17 protein-coding genes and 1 riboswitch are annotated in these 22,348 nt (G+C 56.4%); of the genes, 9 read left to right on the forward strand and 8 right to left on the reverse strand.

All coding sequences use genetic code 11. The features are described 5' to 3' along the window. The first annotated feature begins 3 nt into the window (after positions 1 to 3). Positions 4 to 1,383 carry a multicopper oxidase domain-containing protein gene (locus LG203_RS01030; RefSeq protein WP_230344098.1) on the forward strand — a complete coding sequence of 460 codons (1,380 nt, stop codon included), beginning with the start codon at positions 4 to 6 and terminating at the stop codon, positions 1,381 to 1,383. A gap of 18 nt (positions 1,384 to 1,401) precedes the next feature. Next, on the forward strand, positions 1,402 to 1,785 hold the full coding sequence (locus LG203_RS01035) for a copper-binding protein (protein ID WP_230344099.1): 384 nt from the start codon (positions 1,402 to 1,404) through the stop codon (positions 1,783 to 1,785). Positions 1,786 to 1,934: 149 nt separating this feature from the next. Here the strand turns inward: LG203_RS01035 and groL are convergent, their stop codons facing one another. From groL to LG203_RS01050, 3 genes are all read right to left on the reverse strand, one after another. After that, complete coding sequence (gene groL, locus LG203_RS01040) at positions 1,935 to 3,578, reverse strand: chaperonin GroEL (protein WP_013441225.1); 1,644 nt, start codon at positions 3,576 to 3,578, stop codon at positions 1,935 to 1,937. 45 nt (positions 3,579 to 3,623) lie between these two features. Beyond that, entirely contained in the window at positions 3,624 to 3,914 is a 291-nt protein-coding gene (groES, locus tag LG203_RS01045; RefSeq protein ID WP_013441226.1) for a co-chaperone GroES, read from the reverse strand. 237 nt (positions 3,915 to 4,151) lie between these two features. Further along, positions 4,152 to 5,549 (reverse strand): putative bifunctional diguanylate cyclase/phosphodiesterase, encoded by a 1,398-nt coding sequence (locus LG203_RS01050; RefSeq protein ID WP_230344100.1) that lies wholly within the window; start codon positions 5,547 to 5,549, stop codon positions 4,152 to 4,154. Positions 5,550 to 5,836: 287 nt separating this feature from the next. Continuing rightward, a riboswitch (cyclic di-GMP riboswitch) is annotated at positions 5,837 to 5,921 on the reverse strand. Between the two features lie 199 nt (positions 5,922 to 6,120). Between LG203_RS01050 and LG203_RS01055 the strand changes: the two genes are divergently transcribed. Beyond that, positions 6,121 to 6,612 (forward strand): aminoacyl-tRNA deacylase, encoded by a 492-nt coding sequence (locus LG203_RS01055; RefSeq protein WP_230344101.1) that lies wholly within the window; start codon positions 6,121 to 6,123, stop codon positions 6,610 to 6,612. Positions 6,613 to 6,822: 210 nt separating this feature from the next. Then, on the forward strand, positions 6,823 to 9,057 hold the full coding sequence (locus tag LG203_RS01060; RefSeq protein WP_230344102.1) for an ATP-dependent DNA helicase: 2,235 nt from the start codon (positions 6,823 to 6,825) through the stop codon (positions 9,055 to 9,057). 60 nt (positions 9,058 to 9,117) lie between these two features. Here LG203_RS01060 and LG203_RS01065 read toward each other — a convergent pair whose 3' ends face one another. Beyond that, positions 9,118 to 10,242, reverse strand: coding sequence for a DNA topoisomerase IB (locus LG203_RS01065; RefSeq protein ID WP_230344103.1), 1,125 nt, complete (start codon positions 10,240 to 10,242; stop codon positions 9,118 to 9,120). 78 nt (positions 10,243 to 10,320) lie between these two features. After that, a complete protein-coding gene (locus LG203_RS01070; protein ID WP_230344104.1) occupies positions 10,321 to 11,259 on the reverse strand; it encodes a LysR family transcriptional regulator in 939 nt (312 codons plus the stop codon). A 91-nt stretch (positions 11,260 to 11,350) separates the two neighbouring features. Between LG203_RS01070 and LG203_RS01075 the strand changes: the two genes are divergently transcribed. After that, positions 11,351 to 12,310 (forward strand): sodium-dependent bicarbonate transport family permease, encoded by a 960-nt coding sequence (locus tag LG203_RS01075; RefSeq protein ID WP_230344105.1) that lies wholly within the window; start codon positions 11,351 to 11,353, stop codon positions 12,308 to 12,310. 45 nt (positions 12,311 to 12,355) lie between these two features. Next, positions 12,356 to 12,760, forward strand: a complete 405-nt coding sequence (locus LG203_RS01080; RefSeq protein WP_230344106.1) for a hypothetical protein — start codon at positions 12,356 to 12,358, stop codon at positions 12,758 to 12,760. On the opposite strand, the gene LG203_RS01085 is transcribed toward LG203_RS01080, so the two are convergent. Next, entirely contained in the window at positions 12,761 to 14,176 is a 1,416-nt protein-coding gene (locus tag LG203_RS01085) for an aminotransferase-like domain-containing protein (RefSeq protein WP_230344107.1), read from the reverse strand. Positions 14,177 to 14,303: 127 nt separating this feature from the next. On the opposite strand from LG203_RS01085, the gene ccoG reads away from it, so the two are divergent. The 3 genes from ccoG (at position 14,304) to LG203_RS01100 (ending at position 17,550) form a co-directional block, all read left to right on the forward strand. Beyond that, the gene (gene ccoG, locus LG203_RS01090) at positions 14,304 to 15,743 is read left to right on the forward strand and encodes a cytochrome c oxidase accessory protein CcoG (RefSeq protein WP_230344108.1); all 1,440 of its coding nucleotides are present in this window, start codon (positions 14,304 to 14,306) and stop codon (positions 15,741 to 15,743) included. A gap of 341 nt (positions 15,744 to 16,084) precedes the next feature. After that, a complete protein-coding gene (locus LG203_RS01095; protein WP_230344109.1) occupies positions 16,085 to 17,128 on the forward strand; it encodes a DUF6402 family protein in 1,044 nt (347 codons plus the stop codon). A gap of 119 nt (positions 17,129 to 17,247) precedes the next feature. Next, the gene (locus LG203_RS01100; protein ID WP_230344110.1) at positions 17,248 to 17,550 is read left to right on the forward strand and encodes a hypothetical protein; all 303 of its coding nucleotides are present in this window, start codon (positions 17,248 to 17,250) and stop codon (positions 17,548 to 17,550) included. A 5-nt stretch (positions 17,551 to 17,555) separates the two neighbouring features. On the opposite strand, the gene LG203_RS01105 is transcribed toward LG203_RS01100, so the two are convergent. Beyond that, positions 17,556 to 19,772 carry an EAL domain-containing protein gene (locus tag LG203_RS01105; RefSeq protein WP_230344111.1) on the reverse strand — a complete coding sequence of 739 codons (2,217 nt, stop codon included), beginning with the start codon at positions 19,770 to 19,772 and terminating at the stop codon, positions 17,556 to 17,558. A gap of 9 nt (positions 19,773 to 19,781) precedes the next feature. Continuing rightward, the gene (locus tag LG203_RS01110; protein WP_230344112.1) at positions 19,782 to 21,986 is read right to left on the reverse strand and encodes an HDOD domain-containing protein; all 2,205 of its coding nucleotides are present in this window, start codon (positions 21,984 to 21,986) and stop codon (positions 19,782 to 19,784) included. Positions 21,987 to 22,348 lie beyond the last annotated feature (362 nt).

Here is a 22,348-nt window from a genome sequence, read left to right on the forward strand (position 1 = left end):
GATATGGTGTCTAGGCGTGATTTTCTCAAAGGGGCCAGTCTGGCCGGGGTAGCCGCTACCGTCGCCACGGTCAGCAAGGTCGCCATGGCGGCGTTACCGGAGATCATCTCGGTGAGCGATGCCGACACCCAGGCGCCACGCATGCCGGATACTGGCCGCCCATATAACCCGGTCGTCACGCTCAATGGCTGGACCTTGCCGTGGCGCATGCGCAATGGCGTAAAGGAGTTTCATCTGGTGGCCGAGCCGGTAGTGCGCGAATTGGCGCCCGGCATGAAAGCGCATTTGTGGGGCTACAACGGCCAGAGCCCCGGCCCGACCATCGAAGTGGTGGAAGGTGACCGCGTGCGCATTTATGTCACCAACCGTCTGCCCGAGCATACTTCCATGCACTGGCATGGCCAGCGCCTGCCCAATGGCATGGATGGCGTCACCGGTCTGACCCAGCCGGGTATCAAGCCCGGCAAGACCTTTGCCTATGAATTTGTCGCGCAACGCGCAGGCACCTTTATGTATCACCCGCATGCCGATGAAATGACGCAGATGGCGATGGGCATGATGGGCTTCTGGGTCACGCATCCGAAAAACCCCGCCACCATGGCGGTGGACCGCGATTTTGTGTTCCTGATCAATGCCTACGATATCGACCCCGGTGCCTACACACCGCGCATTAACACCATGCTGAATTTCAATCTGTGGACCTTTAACAGCCGGGTGTTTCCGGGGATCAGCCCCATGGTGGTGAATCAGGGCGACCGCGTGCGCATTCGCGTGGGCAATCTCAGCATGACCAATCATCCCATTCATATTCATGGGCACGAGTTCATGGTGACGGGTACCGATGGTGGCTGGGTGCCGCCCAGCGCGCGCTGGCCCGAGGTGACGACCGACATTGCCGTGGGCCAGATGCGGGCACTGGAATTCAAGGCGGATGCGCCGGGCAACTGGGCGTTTCATTGCCACAAAAGCCATCACACCATGAATGCCATGGGGCATGAGGTGCCCACCATGCTGGGCGTGGAGCAGCGCGATCTGAAACAACAGCTGCAAGGCTTGTTGCCGGATTACATGGCCATGGGTCAGCACGGCATGGCGGAGATGGCCGAGATGCAAATGCCACTGCCGGATAACACCCTGCCGATGATGTCGGGCCAGGGCCAGTTTGGAGGGGTGGAAATGGGCGGCATGTTTACCACCGTCAAAATCCGCAAGGGCATCGCCAAACATGATTATCGCGACCCCGGCCACTACCAGCATCCCGCCGGTACCGTGGCCTGGGAAGTGGAAAATGATCTTCCGCCAGTTGAGCGTCCCGCAGACAACGATGCCCAGGGTGGTGTTGAAGTGCAGGTGCGCAAACCTGGCGACCACATGCAGCATTAATCTGAAGGGATGTTACGGATGAGCAAAACTGGGAAGCGTGTTTTATGGACTTTTAACCTGATCGGCATGATGGCCTTGCCGCTAACGGTATTCGCGCATGAAGGAGTGACGCATGATGCACCGGCGACGGCTACCGCAGAGGCCGACATCAGCGCTACCCCAGGCGAAGTGCGCAAGATCAATCTGGAGCAAGGCACTATCACGCTGCGCCATGGCGATATCAAAAATCTGGGGATGCCGGGCATGACCATGGTGTTTGTCGCGCAGGATAAAGCCATGCTGAATGGTCTGGCTGAAGGCGATCAGGTGGTGTTTCGTGCCGAGCGGCTGAACGGGGTGCTGATGGTCATTGCCATCCAGAAACAGGGGGCAGCCAGTTCATCGTCAAATCCGGCGCCCTGAGTCAGCATCGCGATGCAAGGCTGATGTCATGACGATGGGGTGACGGGACATGTCGCTCAGGCCATTGCCACTGACCATAAAAAAAGCCCCGGTTTCCCGGGGCTTTTTACTTTGATGGCGAGGCTTGCAGCCTCTGCATCAGGGCTTGATTACATCATGCCGCCCATGCCACCCATACCGCCCATGTCGCCGCCGCCCATCGCAGGCGCGTCTTCCTTAGGCAGTTCTGCCACCAGTGCATCGGTGGTCAGAATCAGGGATGCAACAGAAGCTGCATTTTGCAGTGCGGAACGGGTTACCTTGGCGGGGTCCAGAACGCCCAGTTCAACCAGGTCACCGTAAGTGCCGTTGGCAGCGTTGTAACCGTAGTTACCCTTGCCTTCCAGTACCTTGTTAACCACCACAGATGGCTCGTCACCAGCGTTAGCCACGATCTGGCGCAGAGGCTCTTCAATCGCGCGCAGCACGATCTTGATACCGGCGTCCTGATCAGCGTTGTCGCCCTTCAGTTCCTTGATGGCAGCGCGAGCACGCAGCAGAGCAACGCCGCCGCCAGCCACGATACCTTCTTCAACAGCAGCGCGGGTAGCGTGCAATGCATCTTCCACACGTGCTTTCTTTTCCTTCATTTCGATTTCGGTAGCCGCGCCAACCTTGATCACAGCAACACCGCCAGCCAGCTTGGCTACGCGCTCTTGCAGTTTTTCACGGTCGTAGTCGCTGGTAGCGTCTTCGATTTGCTTCTTGATCTGGTCAATGCGGCTCTTGATGGTGTCTTCAACGCCAGCACCGTCGATGATGGTGGTGTTTTCCTTGCCCACTTCAATACGCTTGGCTTGGCCCAGGTCGTTCAGGGTCACGCTTTCCAGCTTCAGGCCCACTTCTTCAGCAATCACGGTACCGCCGGTCAGGATGGCGATATCTTCCAGCATGGCCTTGCGACGGTCACCAAAGCCAGGAGCCTTGACAGCCACAGTCTTCAGGATGCCGCGGATGTTGTTCACTACCAGGGTAGCCAGTGCTTCGCCTTCGATATCTTCTGCAATGATCAGCAGAGGACGGCCAGACTTCGCTACTTGCTCCAGGGCTGGCAGCAGGTCACGAATGTTGGAGATCTTCTTGTCGTGCAGCAGCACGAATGGATTTTCCAGCAGGGCGATTTGACGCTCTGGGTTGTTGATGAAGTAAGGAGACAGGTAGCCGCGGTCAAACTGCATGCCTTCAACCACGTCCAGCTCGTTTTCCAGGCCGGAACCGTCTTCCACGGTGATCACGCCTTCTTTGCCTACCTTGTCCATGGCATCCGCAATGATCTGGCCGATGTCAGCATCCGAGTTGGCGGAGATGGAACCCACTTGAGCAATTTCCTTGCTGGTGGTGGTTGGCTTGGAGATCGCCTTGATTTCTTCCACGATGGCCACAACAGCCTTGTCGATACCACGCTTCAGGTCAGCTGGGTTAAAACCGGCAGCAACGTATTTGAAGCCTTCACGCACGATGGCTTGAGCCAGTACGGTAGCGGTCGTGGTGCCGTCACCAGCGTTGTCGGAAGTCTTGGAAGCCACTTCCTTCACCAGTTGCGCGCCCATGTTTTCCAGCTTGTCCTTCAGCTCGATTTCCTTGGCAACGGATACACCGTCCTTGGTCACGGTAGGGGCGCCGAAAGAGCGCTCCAGCACCACGTTACGGCCTTTAGGGCCCAGCGTTACCTTAACGGCATTTGCCAGAATGTTCACACCGTTAACGATTTTGGCACGTGCCTCATCGCCAAAAATTACTTGTTTTGCAGCCATTGTTAATTCTCCTGAATCTAGATTCGGTTAAGGGATGCGTCGCAATTAAGCTTCCACAACGCCCAGAATGTCTTCCTCACGCAGCACCAGCACTTCTTCGCCGTTAACCTTCACAGCCTGGCCTGCATACTTGCCGAACAACACCTTGTCGCCCACTTTCACATCCAGAGCGATAGCCTTGCCGCTGTCATCTTTCTTGCCAGGACCAACAGCGATCACTTCGCCTTGATCGGGCTTCTCTGCAGCAGTATCTGGAATGACGATGCCGGATGCTGTTTTACGTTCTTCTTCCAAGCGCTTAACAATCACGCGGTCATGCAAAGGACGAATTGCCATGAGTTACTCTCCTTAATAAAGTCATTTTTTGACATTGGGTTGATCAGTATTCGGGTAGGGTCAGGATAATGTTTAGCACTCAACCCTATAGAGTGCTAATAATAAGGGCGAGGGTGGGTTTTTTCAAGAGAGGGGTGAGTCTTTTTCTTGCGGTAGTGTATGGCCATGAGTCATGGCTATACACTTCAGATGCTATTTTACCGGTTGGCAGTGAGGTTGTAGATGGCACCATCCGTCCTAAAGCAATGTCAGTTGCGCCTTGAGTTGCATGTAAGCCTTGGATGCATGAAATGCGGGCAGGAACTCTTCAAACGTATTAATCGGCAGGGGCCTGCTGAACAGATACCCCTGGTATTTCATGCAACCTTTATTTAGCAGGTAGTTCAGCTGCTCGGTGGTTTCCACGCCTTCTGCAATCAGCATCATGTTGAGGTTTTTGCTGAGCACGACCAGGGTTTCCACAATCGCCTTGTCACTTTCGTTGGTCAGCAGGTCGCGCACAAAGGATTGGTCTATCTTCAGCTGCTCAAACGGCAGGTGCTTGAGGTAGTTGAGTGAGGAGTAGCCGGTGCCAAAGTCATCCAGTGACCAGCTGATGCCGAAGGCGCGCAGGGCTTTCATTTTCTGGATGGTGGTGTCGACATCCTTTGCCAGCATGCTTTCGGTGAGTTCGAGTTTCAGGTGGGCGGGCGTGGCGCCGCTGCGCGTGACGATCTCGATGACTTCCTGCACAAAGTCGGGTTGCCTGAGCTGCGATGCGCTGACATTTACGGCGATGCTGAGATGTGCCGTCTGCGGGTCTTTCGACCACTTTACCAATTGGGCGCAGGCTTCTTTCAGTACCCAGGTGCCAATGGGCTGGATCAGGCCAGTTTCTTCTGCCACGGCGATGAATACGCCGGGCGGTATCATGCCGCGCGTCGGGTGTTGCCAGCGCAGGAGCGCTTCGGCTCCGAAAATATGCCCCTCGGCATCCACCTGGGGCTGATAGTGCAAGCAGAAATGGCCTTTCGCCAGGGCTTCGCGCATGTCGGCGTAAAGCGAGTTGCGAATGGTGATGTCGGTCTGCATGACGATGAGCGCCACGCCCAGAATCGCGAGGGCGGCCAGGTTGTTGATCCACGCCCCGATCGAGCGGATTTCCTGATCAGCAATCAAGTCTGGCCGTGTAATGCCGATGTGGGATGGCCCGAAGGCAAGGCAGGCCGCCAGTATGATGAAGGGCAGAATCAGCCTTAAATAGAGATTGTCCTTGCGAAAGATGAGGGAAGCACCCGCGGCCACCGGCAGAAAATACATGTGCACTGACCTGACCGCATTCTCTATGGGCACATCCAGAATGCAGATCATCGAAATGATGACGAATAATCCATGCGCCATGCAGATGGCGACAAACCGCTCGCGCCCGGCGTTGATTAGCCTCAGGGCATACAAGCCGAGGCTGACGAGTGACAGATGGCATGCCATTAACAGCCATTTTGCATGACACAGGTAATACACCCCCCAAGTACCCCCCAGGATGATCAGTGACCAGGCGCCGATGGCCAGCAACAGTCTCACGCGCAGGTTGTGCGGCTCCTGCGGGTATGACAAAAAATCACCTTTGAGCAGTCTGGAGAGGAGCCGGAATTGCATGGGTAGGTTTTTTAAATGTGGCATGGCGGTTGGCAAACACTTGAATGAAAAGATGGCGCTGGTCTTCGTCGGGTGGGGCGAGCCGCGGTGTGCTCTGCGGCATGCTGATGGCGTGTTTTTATTCTGCTGATCACTTAATACTTTCGTATCTGGTTAGGCATGACCACCGTCGGGGCAAGGTCATCCATATGACAATACTTCCCCCAGGCCATGGTGGTCGTTTGCCATCGTCTGCTTGGGCACATCATGAAAAGTGAAAAACGCCGGATACATTCACCCTTGCGGTAAACGGCGGTCCCGCTGTCTTAGGCTGATGCCCTTAGACCGGTAACTTTGCGTCCCTGCCTTTCAGCAGGTTTGCCTTTTAATGACGGCGGTCAGTTCATCAAACTTTGCGGGCAATGTCAACTGCGGAAGCTTTTACGTGACACGTCTTAGAGGAAGGCAGCAGTACAATCGGGATGTTACGATAAATGCCTGGCCGAGCCTGGATGGGGCAGACAACACATCCCACCGGTGTTGGCGACGCATGAAACAACGCTATCTGGCAATTTGAAAGGAACACACGAGCATGTCGATTCAATCCAATGTCACTGCCTTGCTGGAAAGCAAAGGCATCGATTTCAAGATCATCGAAATTCCCCTTAGCGAAGACAAAAAGCCCATCCGCAGTCTTGAGGAATTGCTTTCTGCGCAGGGGTTGGACCCGCAGTCGGTGGTGCGTAGCGTGGTATTCAAAGGGGAACAGAGCGGGTTTTGCCTGCTGGCGGTGGCCGGTGGTGGACGGGCAGATTGGGCCTTGTTGCGTAACTTTCTGGGGGAGCGCAAGTGCCGCATGGCGGAGTATGCCGAGGTGCCGGAGGCGACCGGGTATGTGGTGGGCGCGGTGCCGCCGATTGCTTTGCCTGAGGGTTTGCGGGTGCTGGTGGATAGCAGTGTTTCTGCGTATGAGACGGTGGTGATCGGCAGTGGCGTGCTGGGTTATGCGCTGGCATTGAAGTCAGCGGACTTGCTGAATCTGTTGCAAGACAAGCCGCAGGGCAGCTTCGTCAAGGTCGAGTAGTGTTGTCGGGCTGGATCGCGGGCATGCCTCCTTCGCTTCGCGATACAATGAGACCTCACGCCAGTCAGGTGGAAAATCGTGATGTGATCTTCACTCGTCTGGCCTCCACATTGCCTGACCTCACAAGGATTCAACATTAAGCTCGCTCCCAGCCTGGTCGTTTCCGAAAATCCTGCGGATCCGTTCCGGTACATTATTTCTGTACGTGCCATGTGCGATCTGGTTGCCCGTCGCGGCGATCTGGATCAGCGCTTTACCCCTGCGCCCACGGCGCTGGAGGGGATGATGGGGCATACCTCGGTCACGTCCAACCGCAATGCCAGCTACGAGACCGAGATTGCGCTCACCGGCGAATACCAGAATATTTTTGTGCGGGGCCGGGCAGATGGCTATGACCCGGAGCTCAACCAGCTGGAGGAGATCAAGACCTTCAAGGGCCTGCTGGAGCGCATGCCGGAAAATCATCGCTTCCTGCACTGGGCGCAGGCCAAGGTATATGCCGCGTTGCTGTCGCAGGAGCGCGAGCTGCGCGAGATCAATACCGCGCTGGTGTATTACAACGTATCGAGCAAGACGGAAGAGCCGCTAAGCGAGCTTTATACGGCGGAGGCGCTGGCGGCGTATTTCAACGCGCAGTGTGCTCAGCTGCGCACTTGGGCGGACCGCGAGGTGGCGCATCGTTTGCGCCGCAACCTGCAGCTTACGGCCTTGCAGTTTCCGCATCCCACCTTTCGCACCGGGCAGCGCGTGCTGTCGGAATCGGTATACAAGACCGCGAGCCTGGGCAAATGCCTGATGGCGCAGGCCACCACCGGCATCGGCAAAACGCTGGGAACACTTTTCCCGCTACTGAAAGCCATGCCGGAAAAGAAGCTGGACAAGATTTTCTTTCTCACCGCGAAAACCTCCGGGCGCAAACTGGCGCTCGATGCCATTCATGTGATTCACGCGGCCAACCCTGACCTCAGCTTGCGCACGCTGGAACTGGTGGCGCGCGAAAAAGCCTGCGAACATCCTGACAAAAGCTGCCATGGGGATTCCTGCCCGCTGGCAAAGGGTTTTTACGATCGCTTGCCGCAAGCGCGCATACAAGCACTTGAGCGCGGCATGATGGACCGCGAGGCACTGGCGGCGGTAGCGCGGCAACATCAGATCTGCCCCTATTATCTGGCGCAGGATCTGGTGAGCTGGAGTGATGTGGTGGTGGGCGATTACAACTACTACTTTGATCTTTATGCCGTGCTGTATGCGGGCACGGTGATGAATGAATGGCGCGTCAGTATCCTGGTGGATGAGGCGCACAACATGATAGAGCGCGGCCGCAAGATGTATAGCGCCGAGCTGGATCAGCAGGCGTTTGAAGCCATGCGGCAGGAAGCCCCCAAGTCGCTGAAAACGCCGCTGGAAAAACTCAGCCAGGCCTGGAGCAGCATGGTGCAGCCGCAGGTGGCGCCGTATGAAGTCTATCCGGCGATTGAGGAAGACTTTGAGCTTTCCCTGCAGCGGGTAGTCACGCGCATCACCGATTATCTGGCGCTGCACCCGACCGATAACGCCGCCAGCCTGCTGAATTTCTATTTTGATGCGCTGCAGTTTGTCACGCTGGCCGATGCCTTTGGCCCACATTCCATGTTCGATATCACGCTGAAAGAGGGGCGCGCTAATCTGTTGCAGGCAAACACCGTGCTGTGCATACGCAATATCGTGCCCGCGCCATTTCTCAAGACGCGCTTTGACGCCGCGCAATCGGCCACGCTGTTTTCCGCTACGCTCAGCCCCTCGCATTTTTACAGTGACATGCTGGGCCTGCCGGATAAAACGCCGTTTATCGATGTGCCATCGCCATTCAGCCCGGAGCAGCTGGATGTGCGGCTGGTGACGCATATTTCCACGCGCTACCTGCGGCGGCGCCACTCGGTGATGCCGATAGCCCAGCTCATGGCCAAACAATACAAAGCCCGGCCGGGCAACTATCTGCTGTTCGTGAGCAGCTTTGATTATCTGCAGCAGGTATACGCGCTATTCACCGAGCGTTATCCCGATATTCCGGTGCGGCAGCAATCGCGCATGATGACGGAGCAGGACAGGGAAGCCTTTATCAATCGCTTTACTGAAACCTCAGAAGGCATTGCATTTGCCGTGTTGGGCGGCGCTTTCGGCGAGGGCATCGATTTGCCGGGTGATCGGCTGGTGGGCGCCTTTGTCGCCACCATAGGCTTGCCGCAGATCAACGAGGTAAACGAGCAGATGCGGGAACGCATGGAAGAAATATTTGGCGCGGGTTATGAGTACACCTATCTCTACCCCGGCCTGCAGAAAGTGGTACAGGCCGCGGGCCGTGTGATTCGCACGCGGGAGGACACGGGGGCCATCTACCTGATTGATGACCGCTATTCGCAAGCCGAGGTGCGCGCCCTGCTGCCCACCTGGTGGGATATCCGTTAAGGCTTTCGGCCCGGGCTGCCGGGCATGTTGAAGCAGCCCAATCCAGCAACTCAACCCTCGTCAGGCCGCCTCGCTTTTTCGTGCATCGGCGATCTGGTGTTGCAGCAAATGCAGCACGTGCCGCTCAATGGCATCCAGCGCCCAGGGCGCATCCTTATCCGTGGTTTCCAGCTCCACGGCCGCCAGTAATTTCCCGGCCATATAGGTCTCGATAATCAGCGGGTGCACATAACATTTGCGGCAGATGGTGGGGGTGTTGCCCAGCTTGCGGGCGGCTTCGGTGATGGCCTGCACCACATTCTTTTTGGCCTGGGTCTGGTTTTCAAAGGCATCCAGCGTGGTGAGCGACTGAAAGGTATGCAAGGTGCCAGACCAGGTTCTGAAATCCTTGGCGGTGTAGTCGCGTCCAGTGATGCTTTTGAGATAGGCATTCACGTCCGATGAACTTACCGCATGATGTTCGCCCGCATCATCCACATATTGGAACAGCGCTTGCCCGGGCAGGTCTTTCATCTTGCGCACCAGTCTTGCGAGCCTGGCGTTCTGCAACTCGATGGCATGCTCTACCCGGCTTTTGCCGCGGAAGTGAAAGGCGATGCGGCCGCCTTGCACATCCACATGGCGGTTGCGCAGCGTGGTGAGGCCAAAAGAGCGGTTGGTGCGGGCGTATTCATCATTGCCCACGCGTATCATGGTTTTTTCCAGCAGGGCGATGACCAGCGCCAGCACTTTCTCCCGGCACAAGCCTGGCCTGGCAAGGTCCGCATCTACCTGTTCGCGTATCAGCGGCAGATGCAGGGCGAAATCCAGCATATGCGCATATTTGGCTTCATCGCGAATGGCGCGCCACTCCTTGTGGTAGCGATACTGCTTGCGGCCCTTGGCGTCTATCCCGGTGGCCTGGATATGCCCATTGGCATACGGACATATCCACACCTGTTGCCAGGCGGGCGGAATGGCGAGTGCCCGGATGCGCGCCAGATGCGTTTTGTCATGCAAGGGGCGGCCTTGCCGGTCCACATAACGAAAGCCCTTGGCCGTGCGCTTGCGGGCAAAGCCGGGCGTGCCGTCATTCACATAGCGCAGCCGCGCAGCTTCGGCAGAGAGCGCCATGTCGCCATGCAATTCGGCGCCAAGGGCGTCGTTGAGCTGGACCGTACATTCATCAAGCGGGGTATCGGGCATCGCATGCTTTCCGCGGAGGGAGATGTACTTGATGACCAGCGCCTGCTGGTAAAAGTGCCTGAAGCCCGGATGAATCGCTCAGGTTGCCACAGCGAACACAGGGTCGTCGGTGGGGTGCCTGGCGGAAAGTCGTTGCCCCTCAAGCAGCAGCTCATCATGAAAAATGCTGGCAATGGGCGATAACTTTTTGCCCTTGGACGTGACGATGTGCCAGTTGGCATGAATGGGAAATCCCGTCACATCCAGCACGGTGATGTCGGTTTGATGGGGGTAATCATGAATGGCGTGAATGGAGATCACACCGATGCCGAGGTCACTGGCGACGGCTTCCTTGATGGCTTCATTGCTTCCCAGCTCCAGCCGGATGTTCGGCGTGAATTTCATATCCTTGAAATGCATATCGCAGGCCATGCGCGTGCCTGAGCCCATTTCGCGCAGGATAAACCGGTCTTGGCTGAGCTGATCCAGCGTGATGTGAGGCTGATGCGCCAAGGGGTGGGCTTTATTGGCGATGATGACGAGCGGGTTGGGCATGAAGACTTCGTCCTCAATCTCGATATGCAGCGGCGGCCGCGACATGATGTACATGTCATCCATGTTTTTTTCGAGACGCTCGATAACCCCCTCGCGATTCAACACTTCCAGCGCAATATCAATTTCCGGATAACGCTGGCAAAACGACCCCAATACCCGTGGCACAAAGTATTTGGCGGTGCTGACGACTGCAATCTTCAGGCGGCCGCGCGTCACGCCTTTCAGCGCCATGACCTTTTGCTCAAAGGTTTCCCATTCAGCGGCCATGATGCGTGCGCTGTTGGCCAGCTCCAGCCCTACCTCGGTCATGTGGATTTTTTTGGCGATGACCTCAAACAGCGGCAGCCCTACAGTGCTCGCCAGTTCCTTCAGTTGCATGGAGGCGGTAGGCTGGGTGATGTGCATCCGCCTCGCTGCGGCTGTCACGCTACCGGTATCAGCCAGGGCCAGCAGCAAACGTAATTGGCGAAAAGTGACGTTCATAGTTTTTATCTATGCAAATGTTGATTATTATCTATTTTACACTATGGATATTGCTTCTTATACTGCGCTCACTTTCAAGGGGGGTGTATACGTGAGCAATTTTGCTGATCCAGCCATACTGTTTTTCATATTCGGGGTGCTGGCCGGGTTTGCCCGGTCCAACCTGGAAATCCCGCATGCCATTTCCCGCTTTTTATCGCTGTATCTCCTGATGGCGCTGGGCTTGAAAGGCGGCTTTGCCCTGCATCATTCCGGCATTACCTCCGAAGTCAGCCTGGCCCTGGGCCTCGCGATTTTTCTTGCCGTGTTTATTCCCATTGTGGCGTATTTCATCCTGGGCAAGTGGCTCAATAAACTGGATGCAGCGGCGATTGCGGCCACTTATGGTTCCATCAGTGCGGTAACCTTTATTACGGCATCGCAAAGCCTGGACCAGCAGGGTATTCATTACGGCGGCTACATGGCCGCGGCGATGGCGCTGATGGAGTCGCCCGCGATTGTGCTGGCGATTGTGCTCGCCAATAAGGCCAGAGCCCAGCAATCGGCCGGCACGTCCACTCACACCAGTCTGTCCAAGGTGCTGCATGAGTCGTTTACCGATGGTGGGCAGTTGCTGCTGCTGGGAGCCATGGCGATCGGCATTCTGAGTGGCGATGCCGGACATAAAGCCATGACGCCGTTTTCGATCGATCTGTTCAAGGGCCTGTTGTCATTCTTTTTGCTGGATATGGGCTTGCAGGTGGCGAGAAACCTCAGCCAACTGAGGCGCGTGCCCAGGCTGACCATTGTGTATGGTCTGGTGGCGCCACCCGTGCATGCCATGCTGGCGTTGGGCATTTGCAAGCTGGTGGGCATGCAGCTGGGCGAAACCATCCTGCTGATGGTGCTGGCAGCCAGTGCCTCATACATTGCGGTGCCTGCCGTCTTGCGTCAGGCGGTACCTGAGGTGAGTCCTGCGCTGTATATGGGCATGTCGCTGGGCATTACGTTTCCGCTCAATATCCTGATCGGGATTCCTGCGTATACCTGGCTTGCGCGTTATTTCATGTAGATTGAGCTGGATGGCGCCGTGGTTTTAGCGTGACTGATATGGTTTTTGTTGAGACATCTGCATCTGTTGATGTTTTACGAGCTGCACTATGATGCCTCTTCGTTTATCCAGGCTGGGGCTTTCATGCAGATTGTGGCAGTAACCAAAAAAGATCAGGACTTGCTGTTTGCCTCGGGCAATACCTTGCGCATTTCGGTGGAGCGCATGTTTGAGGTCGGTATTTACGAGGGCGTTGCCGAGGTGGCACGTATTCGCTTTGAGGCCTTGTCTTCGCTCAATAACCTGGAATTGCCCCCCCTGTACCGGCTCTCCGCCGCCTCCATCAGCACGGCCATGCCGCGCGAGCAGCTGGCCGATGCCGGCCGCGCTGCGATTGCCTTGTTTCAGTACTACACCAATGGCAGCGTGCGCGTGCCGGATGAGATGCAGGCCACGCTGGCGCTGGCCTGATCAGCGGATATGCTCGGGAATCAACCTGGCCACCGTGTGCAGGGCCTGCTCGATTTCGCTGGTCCATTCGTGACCGTAATTCAGCCGGATATATTCTGAAAACTGCCGCTGTGCCGAGAACATGGGGCCCGGCGCAATGCTGATGCCATGCTCCAGACAATGCTGATGCAGCGAGAGCGCATCGGTGCCTTCCGGCAGTTTCAGCCATAGAAAATAACCACCTGCCGGGCGCGTCAGCTGGGTACCGGCGGGGAATACCTGCTCGACGGTTTCAATAAAGCGAATCTGCTGCATCAGCAAGGTATGCCTGAGTGAGCGCAAGTGGCGGTCATAGCCGCCCATGGCCAGATAGGCCGCCAATGTTTGCTGTACCGGCGCGGGCGCGGCAAGTGTGGTGGTGAGCTTGATGCGCTCTATGGTTTTGGCAAAGCGACCTGCCGCCACCCATCCTACGCGGTAGCCCGGCGCCAGGCATTTTGAAAACGACGAGCAATGCATGACCAGACCTTCGGTATCAAAGGCCTTGGCAGGTTTGGGGCGCTGCTGCCCAAAATACAGTTCGCCATACACATCATCTTCGATCAGCGGTACCTGATAGCGCTGCAGCAAGGCCACCAAGGCCTGCTTTTTCTCTTCCGGCATCAGGCTGCCCAGCGGGTTCTGAAAATTGGTCATCAGCCAGCAGGCCGCCGGTTTGTGCTGTTCCAGCGCTGCCGCCATGGCATCAAGATTGACGCCGGTTTTGGGGTGGCTGGGGATTTCAATGGCATTCAATCCGTTACGCTCAATCGCCTGCAGCGCGGCATAAAAGGTCGGGCACTCGATCAGTATGCTATCGCCGGGTTTGGAGACCGCGGCCAGGCAGAGATTGAGTGCCTCCAGTGCGCCATTGGTAATCACGATGTCATCGGTGGGCACGCTGAACCCATCGATCATGTAACGCACGGCAATCTGGCGACGCAGGTGTTCATCGCCCGGGCTCAAGTCGCGCACCGAGCTCCACGGATCCATGTGCTGGGCGATGGAGGCCATGGTGCGCCCCAGTTTTTTCAGCGGAAACAGCAACGGACTGGGAAAGGCAGATCCCAGTGGCACCACCGTACGATTGCGGGTGGCCCCCAGAATATCAAACACCAGCTCACTCACATCCACCGGCGTCAGATAGGGATGCGCCACCGGGTGCGCGGCCAGCTCAGGCAGGTTGGGACTGCCGCCACTGACGTAATAGCCAGAGCGTTCTTTCACCGTGATCAGGCCGCGCGCTTCCAAGAGGTAATACGCTTCAAACACGGTGGAAGCGTTTACCGCATGGCTGGCGCTGGCCTGGCGTACCGAAGGCAGTTTATCGCCCTTGTGCAACACACCGGTGCGTATGGATTCGGCAATCTCTTCCGCCAGTTTCTCGTATTTTTTCATGGCTGGGCCTTGCAGCTGATCATGCAGGCAGTATAAATCTGATATGGTTTTTTATGTGGTTTCTGCATCTGTTTTATCTTGATGGCGAGTTTTAACATGGCACACACTCAAATGAATGGAGCCAGCCATGCAAGCGGTTATTGCCGGTGCTGCCAAGCCCGCCAGAAAAATCATTCCCATCGTGCCGTATGCGGTCAAGGGCAACTATCGCCATCTCAAGACTGGGATTCTGCTCCTGGCCTACACGGTCTATTTCGGCCTGCCCTGGCTTACCTGGCATGGCGCTGCGCGCAGCGGCCAGCCCTTGCTGTTTGACCTCGCCAACTCCCGCTTCTTTTTGTTTGATATCGTGATCTTCCCGCAGGACCTGATGGTGCTGATGGCGATCATGGTCATGGCGGCCACCATGCTGTTTGTGTCGGCGGCGCTGTACGGGCGTGTGTTCTGCGGGTTTTTCTGTTTCCAGACCCTGTGGACCGATGCCTTCCGCATGATAGAAGGCTGGGTGCAGGGGGAAGCACAAGCGCGCATCCGCTTGATGAAACAGCCCTGGGGGCTGGAGAAAATCGCCAAGCTGGGGCTGACCCACGCACTCTGGCTTGTCCTGGCACTGGCAACTGCCGTGACCTTTACCCTGTATTTTGCCGATGCCCGCCAGCTGATATCCGCCATCTGGGAGGGCCATGCCCCCATGGCGGCCTATACCGCGATTGCTACCATTACCGCCACTACTTATGTCGCCGCCGGCTTTGCCCGCGAGAACATATGCCGCGTGGCTTGCCCCTATGGCAAATTCCAGAGCGCCATGCAGGATCCGCTGACCAAAACCGTGGTTTACGATGCTGGCCGCGGTGAACGCACCCAAGGCCGCCAGCCGCCTGCCAAAGCGCTCAAGGAGCCGGGTTCTCGTCAGCAGCAGGGCGTGGGTGACTGTATTGATTGCGGCTATTGCGTCAATGTCTGCCCCACCGGGGTGGATATCCGCAAAGGCTTTCAGATTGACTGCATTGCCTGTGGCTTGTGTATTGATGCCTGCAATACCATCATGAAATCCATCCAGCTGCCGACTGGCCTGATCGATTTCCGCCAGGCGGCGGCGGTGGAGCCTGCGGCAAAATCCGCTACCGTCGGTTTTGCCAGCCGCCTCAAGCAATATGGCTATCTGGCGCTGATGGCATTGGCGATTGTCTTCTTTGCCTACAAGATTCAGCACCTGGAGCCCTTTGTCGCCAATATCCAGCAAGACCAGCCGCTGGTGACCCGCATGTCCAATGGTGATCTCAAGAGCCGCTATATCGTGCGCCTCACTAATAAAGAAGCCCAGGCGCAGACCTATGTGCTCACCCTGCAAGGCTTGCCAACGGATGCTGCCGCTGCCCGGCATGTCATGCACGTGCCCTCCGGCAAAACCTACGCCAGCGCCTTCAGCATTGTGTTGTCACCGCAGGTAGCGCAAACCCTGCAAGGCTTTACCGCCGTGATCACCCCCATGGAAGCGCATGAACGTGCCGAGCCTGAAAAAGCGCAGACATTCAGTCTGGCGTATTCGTCAGGCCAGGCTCACTGAGCAACTCGCATATCTGCAGGGGCGACCATCACTATCCAATAAGCGCGTGACGGCTTTTCTTGAGCCGTCTTTTCTCCTTGCATAGCATCCTTGGGCATTTCAACCATTTGTTCCATTTCCCAGGGGTGAACCATGTCATTGCTAGAGCGGCTTGCAGATAGACTTTTAGAGTACCAGCAGGAACTGAAAAAAGAGCGGTACCCCTTTCTTGCCACCGAAACGTCCGGCTTAAGCCGGGTCTGGGTGTTAAAGCAACATGTCGCTGGCTGCCGCCCGGTCAAGGCCCAGGCCAGCATCGCCATGGATAAATCGCCACCGCGCAAACGTCCCGGTCATCGCAAGTGGATGATGACGAAGAAGAAGATGAAGAGGACTGCCCGCCGCCGTTCGACATGCTCGATCTGCCAAAAGGCATGGCAGCCATGGGCTTCAAATACGCCGCCTACTGCGCCCGGCGCTGGTTCAATGGCCGTGCCCATGTCATCCCCGATAAATCCGACACCATGTTTGATGAAGCGTTTGTGGATACCGACAGCCTCAAACTAAGCTGGGTGCTGGGCTTTGGCGATGTGCGCAAGCATTACGACTGGCTGCTGGACAGCGAGCTGAAGTCCACGGCGCATGAAAATATTTACAACAGCTTTGCTCGAAAAGAGCTGGTGAATAAATTTGAGCGCTTTATGAAGCGCTACGATTACCAGTACACCGGCACTCTGGATACGCTGGCGAACTGCGGCCATGACAAGCAGCTTTTGCACAAGCGCTTCCAGTTTCAGCATGCCGATGTCCCCATGCTGGATGTGATTGCCAATCTCAAAACCGTCTATCAGGGCGTGGGCATGAACGACCTCGCCGCCGCCATTGGCAACTTCACCCTGTATGCCGCCATTGCCAGTGCTGAAATCAGGGTGGCCCGTTACAACCGTTATGATCCTGCCCCATGGCGGCATTGCCTGCATTCCACCGTTACCATCACCCATGTGTATGTTTATGTGATGGATCGGTATTCCTTTAACGATCGGGTAAGCTCGGTCTCTCAATATCTGGGCCATTGGAACCGCAACGGAGTCATCATTGCTCTAGATGGAGCAATTGCTGATGTCATCTCAAAAAAAGTCTCTCCGAACGTGAAGTTTGAACTTGGCAACGATGCCCGCTACTACCTGCCTTCCATTCCAGGCCACCTCGACAAGCCAGTGGACATCAAAAGCCAATTGCGCCAAGGGGAGGTGTATTACCCGGTCCGCAACCGCGATTTCCGTCAATGGCGTGAGCTAAAAAATCGAGGAGGTGACTTTGTGATCTACTCGGATTTAAAGCGCATCAAATTAGACAAACCCATCGTGGTTGATCTGGGTGAAATCTGTTGGGAGTTCAAACGATGATTATCAAACGATTACTTCGAGGGCTACTCATTCTGACGGCTATTCCTTATTTTTTCTGGTTAGTTCTAATTCGGGCCGATCCCATTTATTACCAAAAGTGTGAACTCTATACAGAAGAAATGAATGGTGGCATCCATACTTTTCAGGGGCAGCAATACAACATTGTTCTTTGTGGATTGGCTGGCGGTATTGATCCAGGCAATATTCAGGATGACGAAATCCTTCTCAGTGTTTACTCCATGCAAGGCGAACTACTGGCCGAGCGCTACTTCGAGTTTGCCTGGGAACTCCGCGAGCTTGAGTATGGCAACAACTACCTGATCTATGCGGATGGTGACGGCGCTGGATTTGAGACGCGGATGGCCATGCCACCCACCCGGTTGGACTGGATACGCGCCAGATTGCCGAGGCTGTGGCCGTGATTTCCCTATAACAAGGGCAGCATCTGTGGCGGCGCGGGGACATCCTGGAATAACAGGGAGGGATTGTGCAGCACCTGTGTCATTTCCTTGGCGGGCAGGGGTTTGCTGAACAGGAAGCCTTGCATCTTGGTGCAGCCCAGGGATTGCAGGGTGTGCATTTGTGGCAGGGTTTCCACGCCTTCGGCGATGAGGTCGAGCTTGAAGCCGTTGGCGATACCGGCAATCGCCGAGATGATGGAGGCGTTTTCGCTGGTGCTGCTGATGTCGCTGACGAAGGATTTGTCGATCTTGACGCTGTGAATGGGGAAGCGCCGCAGGTAGGCAAGTGAGGAGTAGCAGGTGCCAAAGTCGTCCAGGGCGATCTTGATGCCGTGGCTGCCCAGTTCTTTCAGCTTGCTGATGGAGCTTTCGACATCGCGCATCAGCAGGTTTTCGGTAATCTCGATTTCAAACAGGTCTTCGCTCAGCTGGTGGTGGCGTATCGGCGTCAAAATACGGCTGACAAAGGCATCTTCTTCCACCAGTTGCGGCGAGATATTGATCGCCAGGCTGAAGTTGTTGAGCCCGGCATCCTGCCATTGCCGCATCTGCACGCAGGCTTCTTCCAGCAGCATTTCGCCCAGGGCGTGGATGAGGCCGGTTTCTTCAGCCAGCGGGATGAATTCCAGCGGCGATACCAGGCCTAGCTCAGGGTGATGCCAGCGCGCTAGGGCTTCCAGGCCGATGACGCAATGACCATCCAGATGAATCTTGGGCTGGTAGTACAGCACGATCTGGCGTTTTTCGATGGCGCGTCGCAGCTCGTTTTCCAGCGACAGCTTTTTGTGGAACATGCTGTTCATGCTTGGATCGTAATACTGGAAGCCATTCTTGCCGCGCCATTTGACGTGGTACATGGCAATATCGGCGCGCTTGATCAGGTTTTCGATGGAGTCGCCATGGTCCGGGTAAATGGCAATGCCAATACTGGATGAGATGAAGATTTCGCGGTCATCCAGCATGAAGGGGCGCTTCAGTTCATCAAAAATCTTCTGGGCGATGACGGTCGCATCGTCGGGCTGATTCAGCTCGTGCAGCAGCATGGTGAATTCATCGCCGCCCATGCGCGCCAGCGTGTCCTGCTCGCGCATGCAATTGCGCAGGCGTGCGGCGACTTGCTTCAAGAGCTCATCGCCATACAGATGGCCCAGGGTGTCGTTTACCCATTTGAAACGGTCCAGATCCAGAAACATGATCGCCAGCTTGTGCTTGTTGCGTTTGGCGTGATGGATGGCGACCGTCAAGCGGTCCTTGAACAGCATGCGGTTGGGCAGGTCGGTCAGCGTATCGTGGTAGGCCTGGTGGGTGATGGCCTGCTCGGCTTTTTTGCGCTCGGTAATGTCACGCGCCACCCCGTAGGTTCCATTGAATGGCGTGCCATGTTCCGGGTGCGTGCCATAAATGCCCATGGCATTGATGACGACTGTGATGAAGTTCTGGTCGGGCTGGCGACGTTCACTGCGGCGCTCCTGGCAGCGCAGGCGCAGCTCCACGTTCTTGGCGGCGCGGTTGCCGGTGCGGCGCTCATTGAAGGCGTGGTGCGCGCGCTCGTAATCTTCTTCGTGGATCAGCAGCGTGTAGTGTTTGCCCAGCATGGTCTCGCGCGAATAGCCCAGCAGGGTTTCCACACGGTTGTTGATGAAGGTGAAGTTGCCGTTGTCATCCAGCGTGTAGATGATGTCGGGCGAGCTGTCGATCAGGTATTGGTAGAGCGTTTCCGATTCTTCCAGCCGGGCGTGGATGGATTTGTTCTGCAGCTCAAGCCGCGAATGTTCCAGCGCATTTTCGATGGTGCGCAGCAGTTCTTCCGGCTGGTAGGGTTTGCGCAAAAAGTCATAGGCGCCGTGGCGCATGGCATCAATGGCGGCATTCAGGGTTTTGGTGCCGCTGATGACGACCACGGGGATGCGTTGCTTGCCCTTGGGCAGCTGCATCAGCACCTCATGCCCGGTCATGCCCGGCATGGAAAGATCCAGCAGCATCAGGTCAAAGCGCTGCTCGGCCACGAGATCAAGCGCGGCTTGGCCGGAGTTGCACACCTGGGCGACATAGCCATGGATTTCGACCAGGTATTTCAGGCTTTCGGCCAGCCGCACATTGTCATCGACAATCAGCAGCCTTGCCAGCGGTGCTGGCTCGGCAACCGGCTTGGGTGTGGCGTTGATGGGGTAGATGCTCGACATGGTGCCCTTTTATTCCATTAATGCCAGATCGCTGGCTTCGGATTGCAGAGGCAGGCGCACGTCAAAGCTGGTGCCCTGGGGGGATGTACGGCAGGCCATACTGCCATGCAGGGATTTGATGATGTCGTTGCTGATGGTGAGCCCGATGCCGCCATGGTTGCCGCCCTTGGTGCTGGTTTGCGGGCTGAACAAGCGTGCCATTACCTCATCCGGGATGCCGTGGCCGGTATCGCTGACCTGAATCAGCAGCATGGGTTCTTCGCCAGCGCGGTTTTCCACATGGGTGGCAATGGTTAATGTGCCGCCATTCGGCATGGCTTCGGCGGCATTGCGGATCAGATTGACCAGCACTTGCCGCAATTGGTATGGAATGGTGGTGACTTCGGGCAGATTCGGATGCAAGGCTTCTACCACATCCACACCGGCGGGTTCCAGGTAAGTCTGGCGATGCAGGGTGATCAGGTCCAGCACCATCTGGTTGATATCCACACTGGCGGCGCTGTAGCTTTGGCCATTGGAATACAGCTCGCCGATCATGACGCCGATGCGGTCAATCTCTTCATTGACGATGCTGATGTCATCGCTTTGCATGCCGTTTTTCAGCATGCGCTGCTCTAAAATTGCGAGGTAGTTTTTAACCGTGGTGAGCGGGTTGCTGGTTTCATGCACAAACCGTCGCAGGCGTTCTTTTTGCGCTTCGCCTGCCAGCATGTCATCGGCTGGTTGTCCGCTGGCGGCCAGGCGGCTGGCGGCAATGCGGGCAAGGGCGGTGGGGATGGACATCTGCGTGTCCAGCAGCAGAAATTCGGGCTGATCCAGTGCCAGCACCATCACGCCCATGGGCTTGCCTTTCAGCATCATGGGCACGCACAGCATGCCGGCGGCATTGCTCATGCGCATCATCTGCTTGTCTGGCAGGGTGGCTTTGCTGCCACGGAAGGCCTCAAAACTATGGCGGGCCGCCTGCGCAAGCCAGGTATCGGCAATCAGGCTGACATCCTGCTGGGTCGGCAGAATGAAATCGGCCACCCATTTCTGGTCTGCCTGCAGCGGCTTGCCGATGAGGGTGGTCTGGGTTTCATTTGGCACAAACAGCATCAGCTGCTTGCTGTGGCAAATCAGCCGCGCCAGCTTTTGCAGTTGCAGCAGCAGGGCTTCTTCATCCGGCTGCTGGCTGAGCGTGCTTTCCATGTGGTTGATCAGCGCATTGCTTGCCACGCCCTGCATCAGGCGGTCATCAATATTGGACGACGGCGCGAGGGGCGCTTGTGCGCGGTTGCCCAGCGCGCCCAGCAGGGCTTCGATATCTTCGGCTTCCGGGGCGCTGTCCATGCCCAGCGCCGGTTTTTCGGCTTCCAGGTTGAGCGAGATCGCCAGCACATCAATCTGCTGGTGGCTGATGCTGACAATTTCATCCAGCGCGGTTTCGCTCAGATTGAACCAGCGCTCGGCCAGTTCGGCCAGGGCGGGTTTGTCACGGATATTCTGCTGCGCCAGCAGATTGGCCAGGTAGACAATCTTGATCAGCGCCGGGGAATGCTCCAGCTGTGCCGCGGGCAGGTGGTGATAGGCAATCGCATCTTCCAGGAAGGATTTTACCTGCCAGTTCTTAATGACCCAGGCGCCCAGCTCGCAGTGGTCGATGCCAAAGCGCGCGGCTTCACTTTCGATGTAGTTGGGCAGGGACTCGTCGATGGCAAAAAACGCCTGGTACTGGGCGTTGAATCCGCTCAACAGCCCCAGACGACCGATGTCGTGCAGCAGGCCGGAAATATAGGCTTCGTCGGTAGAAACCGCGCTGGTGCGGGCGGCCAGTGCCTTGCACAGCACGGCGGTGCGCAGCGAGTGATACCAGTAGCTGGCAAGATCCTGCTGATTGCTCTTGAAGTAATCGCTCAGCATGCGCTGGAAAATAATGCTCAGGGTCAGGGTCTTGACCAGATCCCAGCCCAGATTGGATATGCCGCTGTACACCGACAATACCTGGGTCCCGCGCTGGAAGGCCGCCGAGTTGGCCACTTGCAGGATACGGGCGCTGATCACCACATCCATTTCCATCAGGTCCGCCAGCTTGCGCATGTCGGTATCTTCATCCTGCAGCATTTCCAGAATGCGCGTCAGCACCTGCGGAATGGACGGCAACGCGCTGATCGTAACGTGATTCAGTACGATCTGCGCGTGATGGTCCGGCATGTAGTGAGGCGATTGCTGCATGGGTTTAGGGATTCAACGTCCGCGTTTCAGAAAGAGGCTACAAAAGGGCAGGACGCAAGAATCGTGCTCGCAAGGCGCATGGTATATAGACCCCCCTTAGAAAAACACCAATTAGAGTGCATTAATTTTTTTACTAAAAACCGATGTTTTTTTATAATTTGCCAACAAATTAAGGCACTTATGCCAAGTTATTAAACCACAATGTATCATTGTGCGAATAAAGAGACAATACCGTGTCTTATAGCACAATTGATTTTTAATAGTTGTGTTATCGGACGACATCCGGGCGCCGGAGAGAACGCTGCCGAAATACCATGCCAACTGACCAGATTTCGACGCTACGGGGCTAAAGGGCAAACTGC

The organism is Methylovorus mays (genome assembly GCF_020531915.1).
In the GTDB taxonomy this organism is placed as follows: Bacteria; Pseudomonadota; Gammaproteobacteria; order Burkholderiales; family Methylophilaceae; genus Methylovorus; species Methylovorus mays.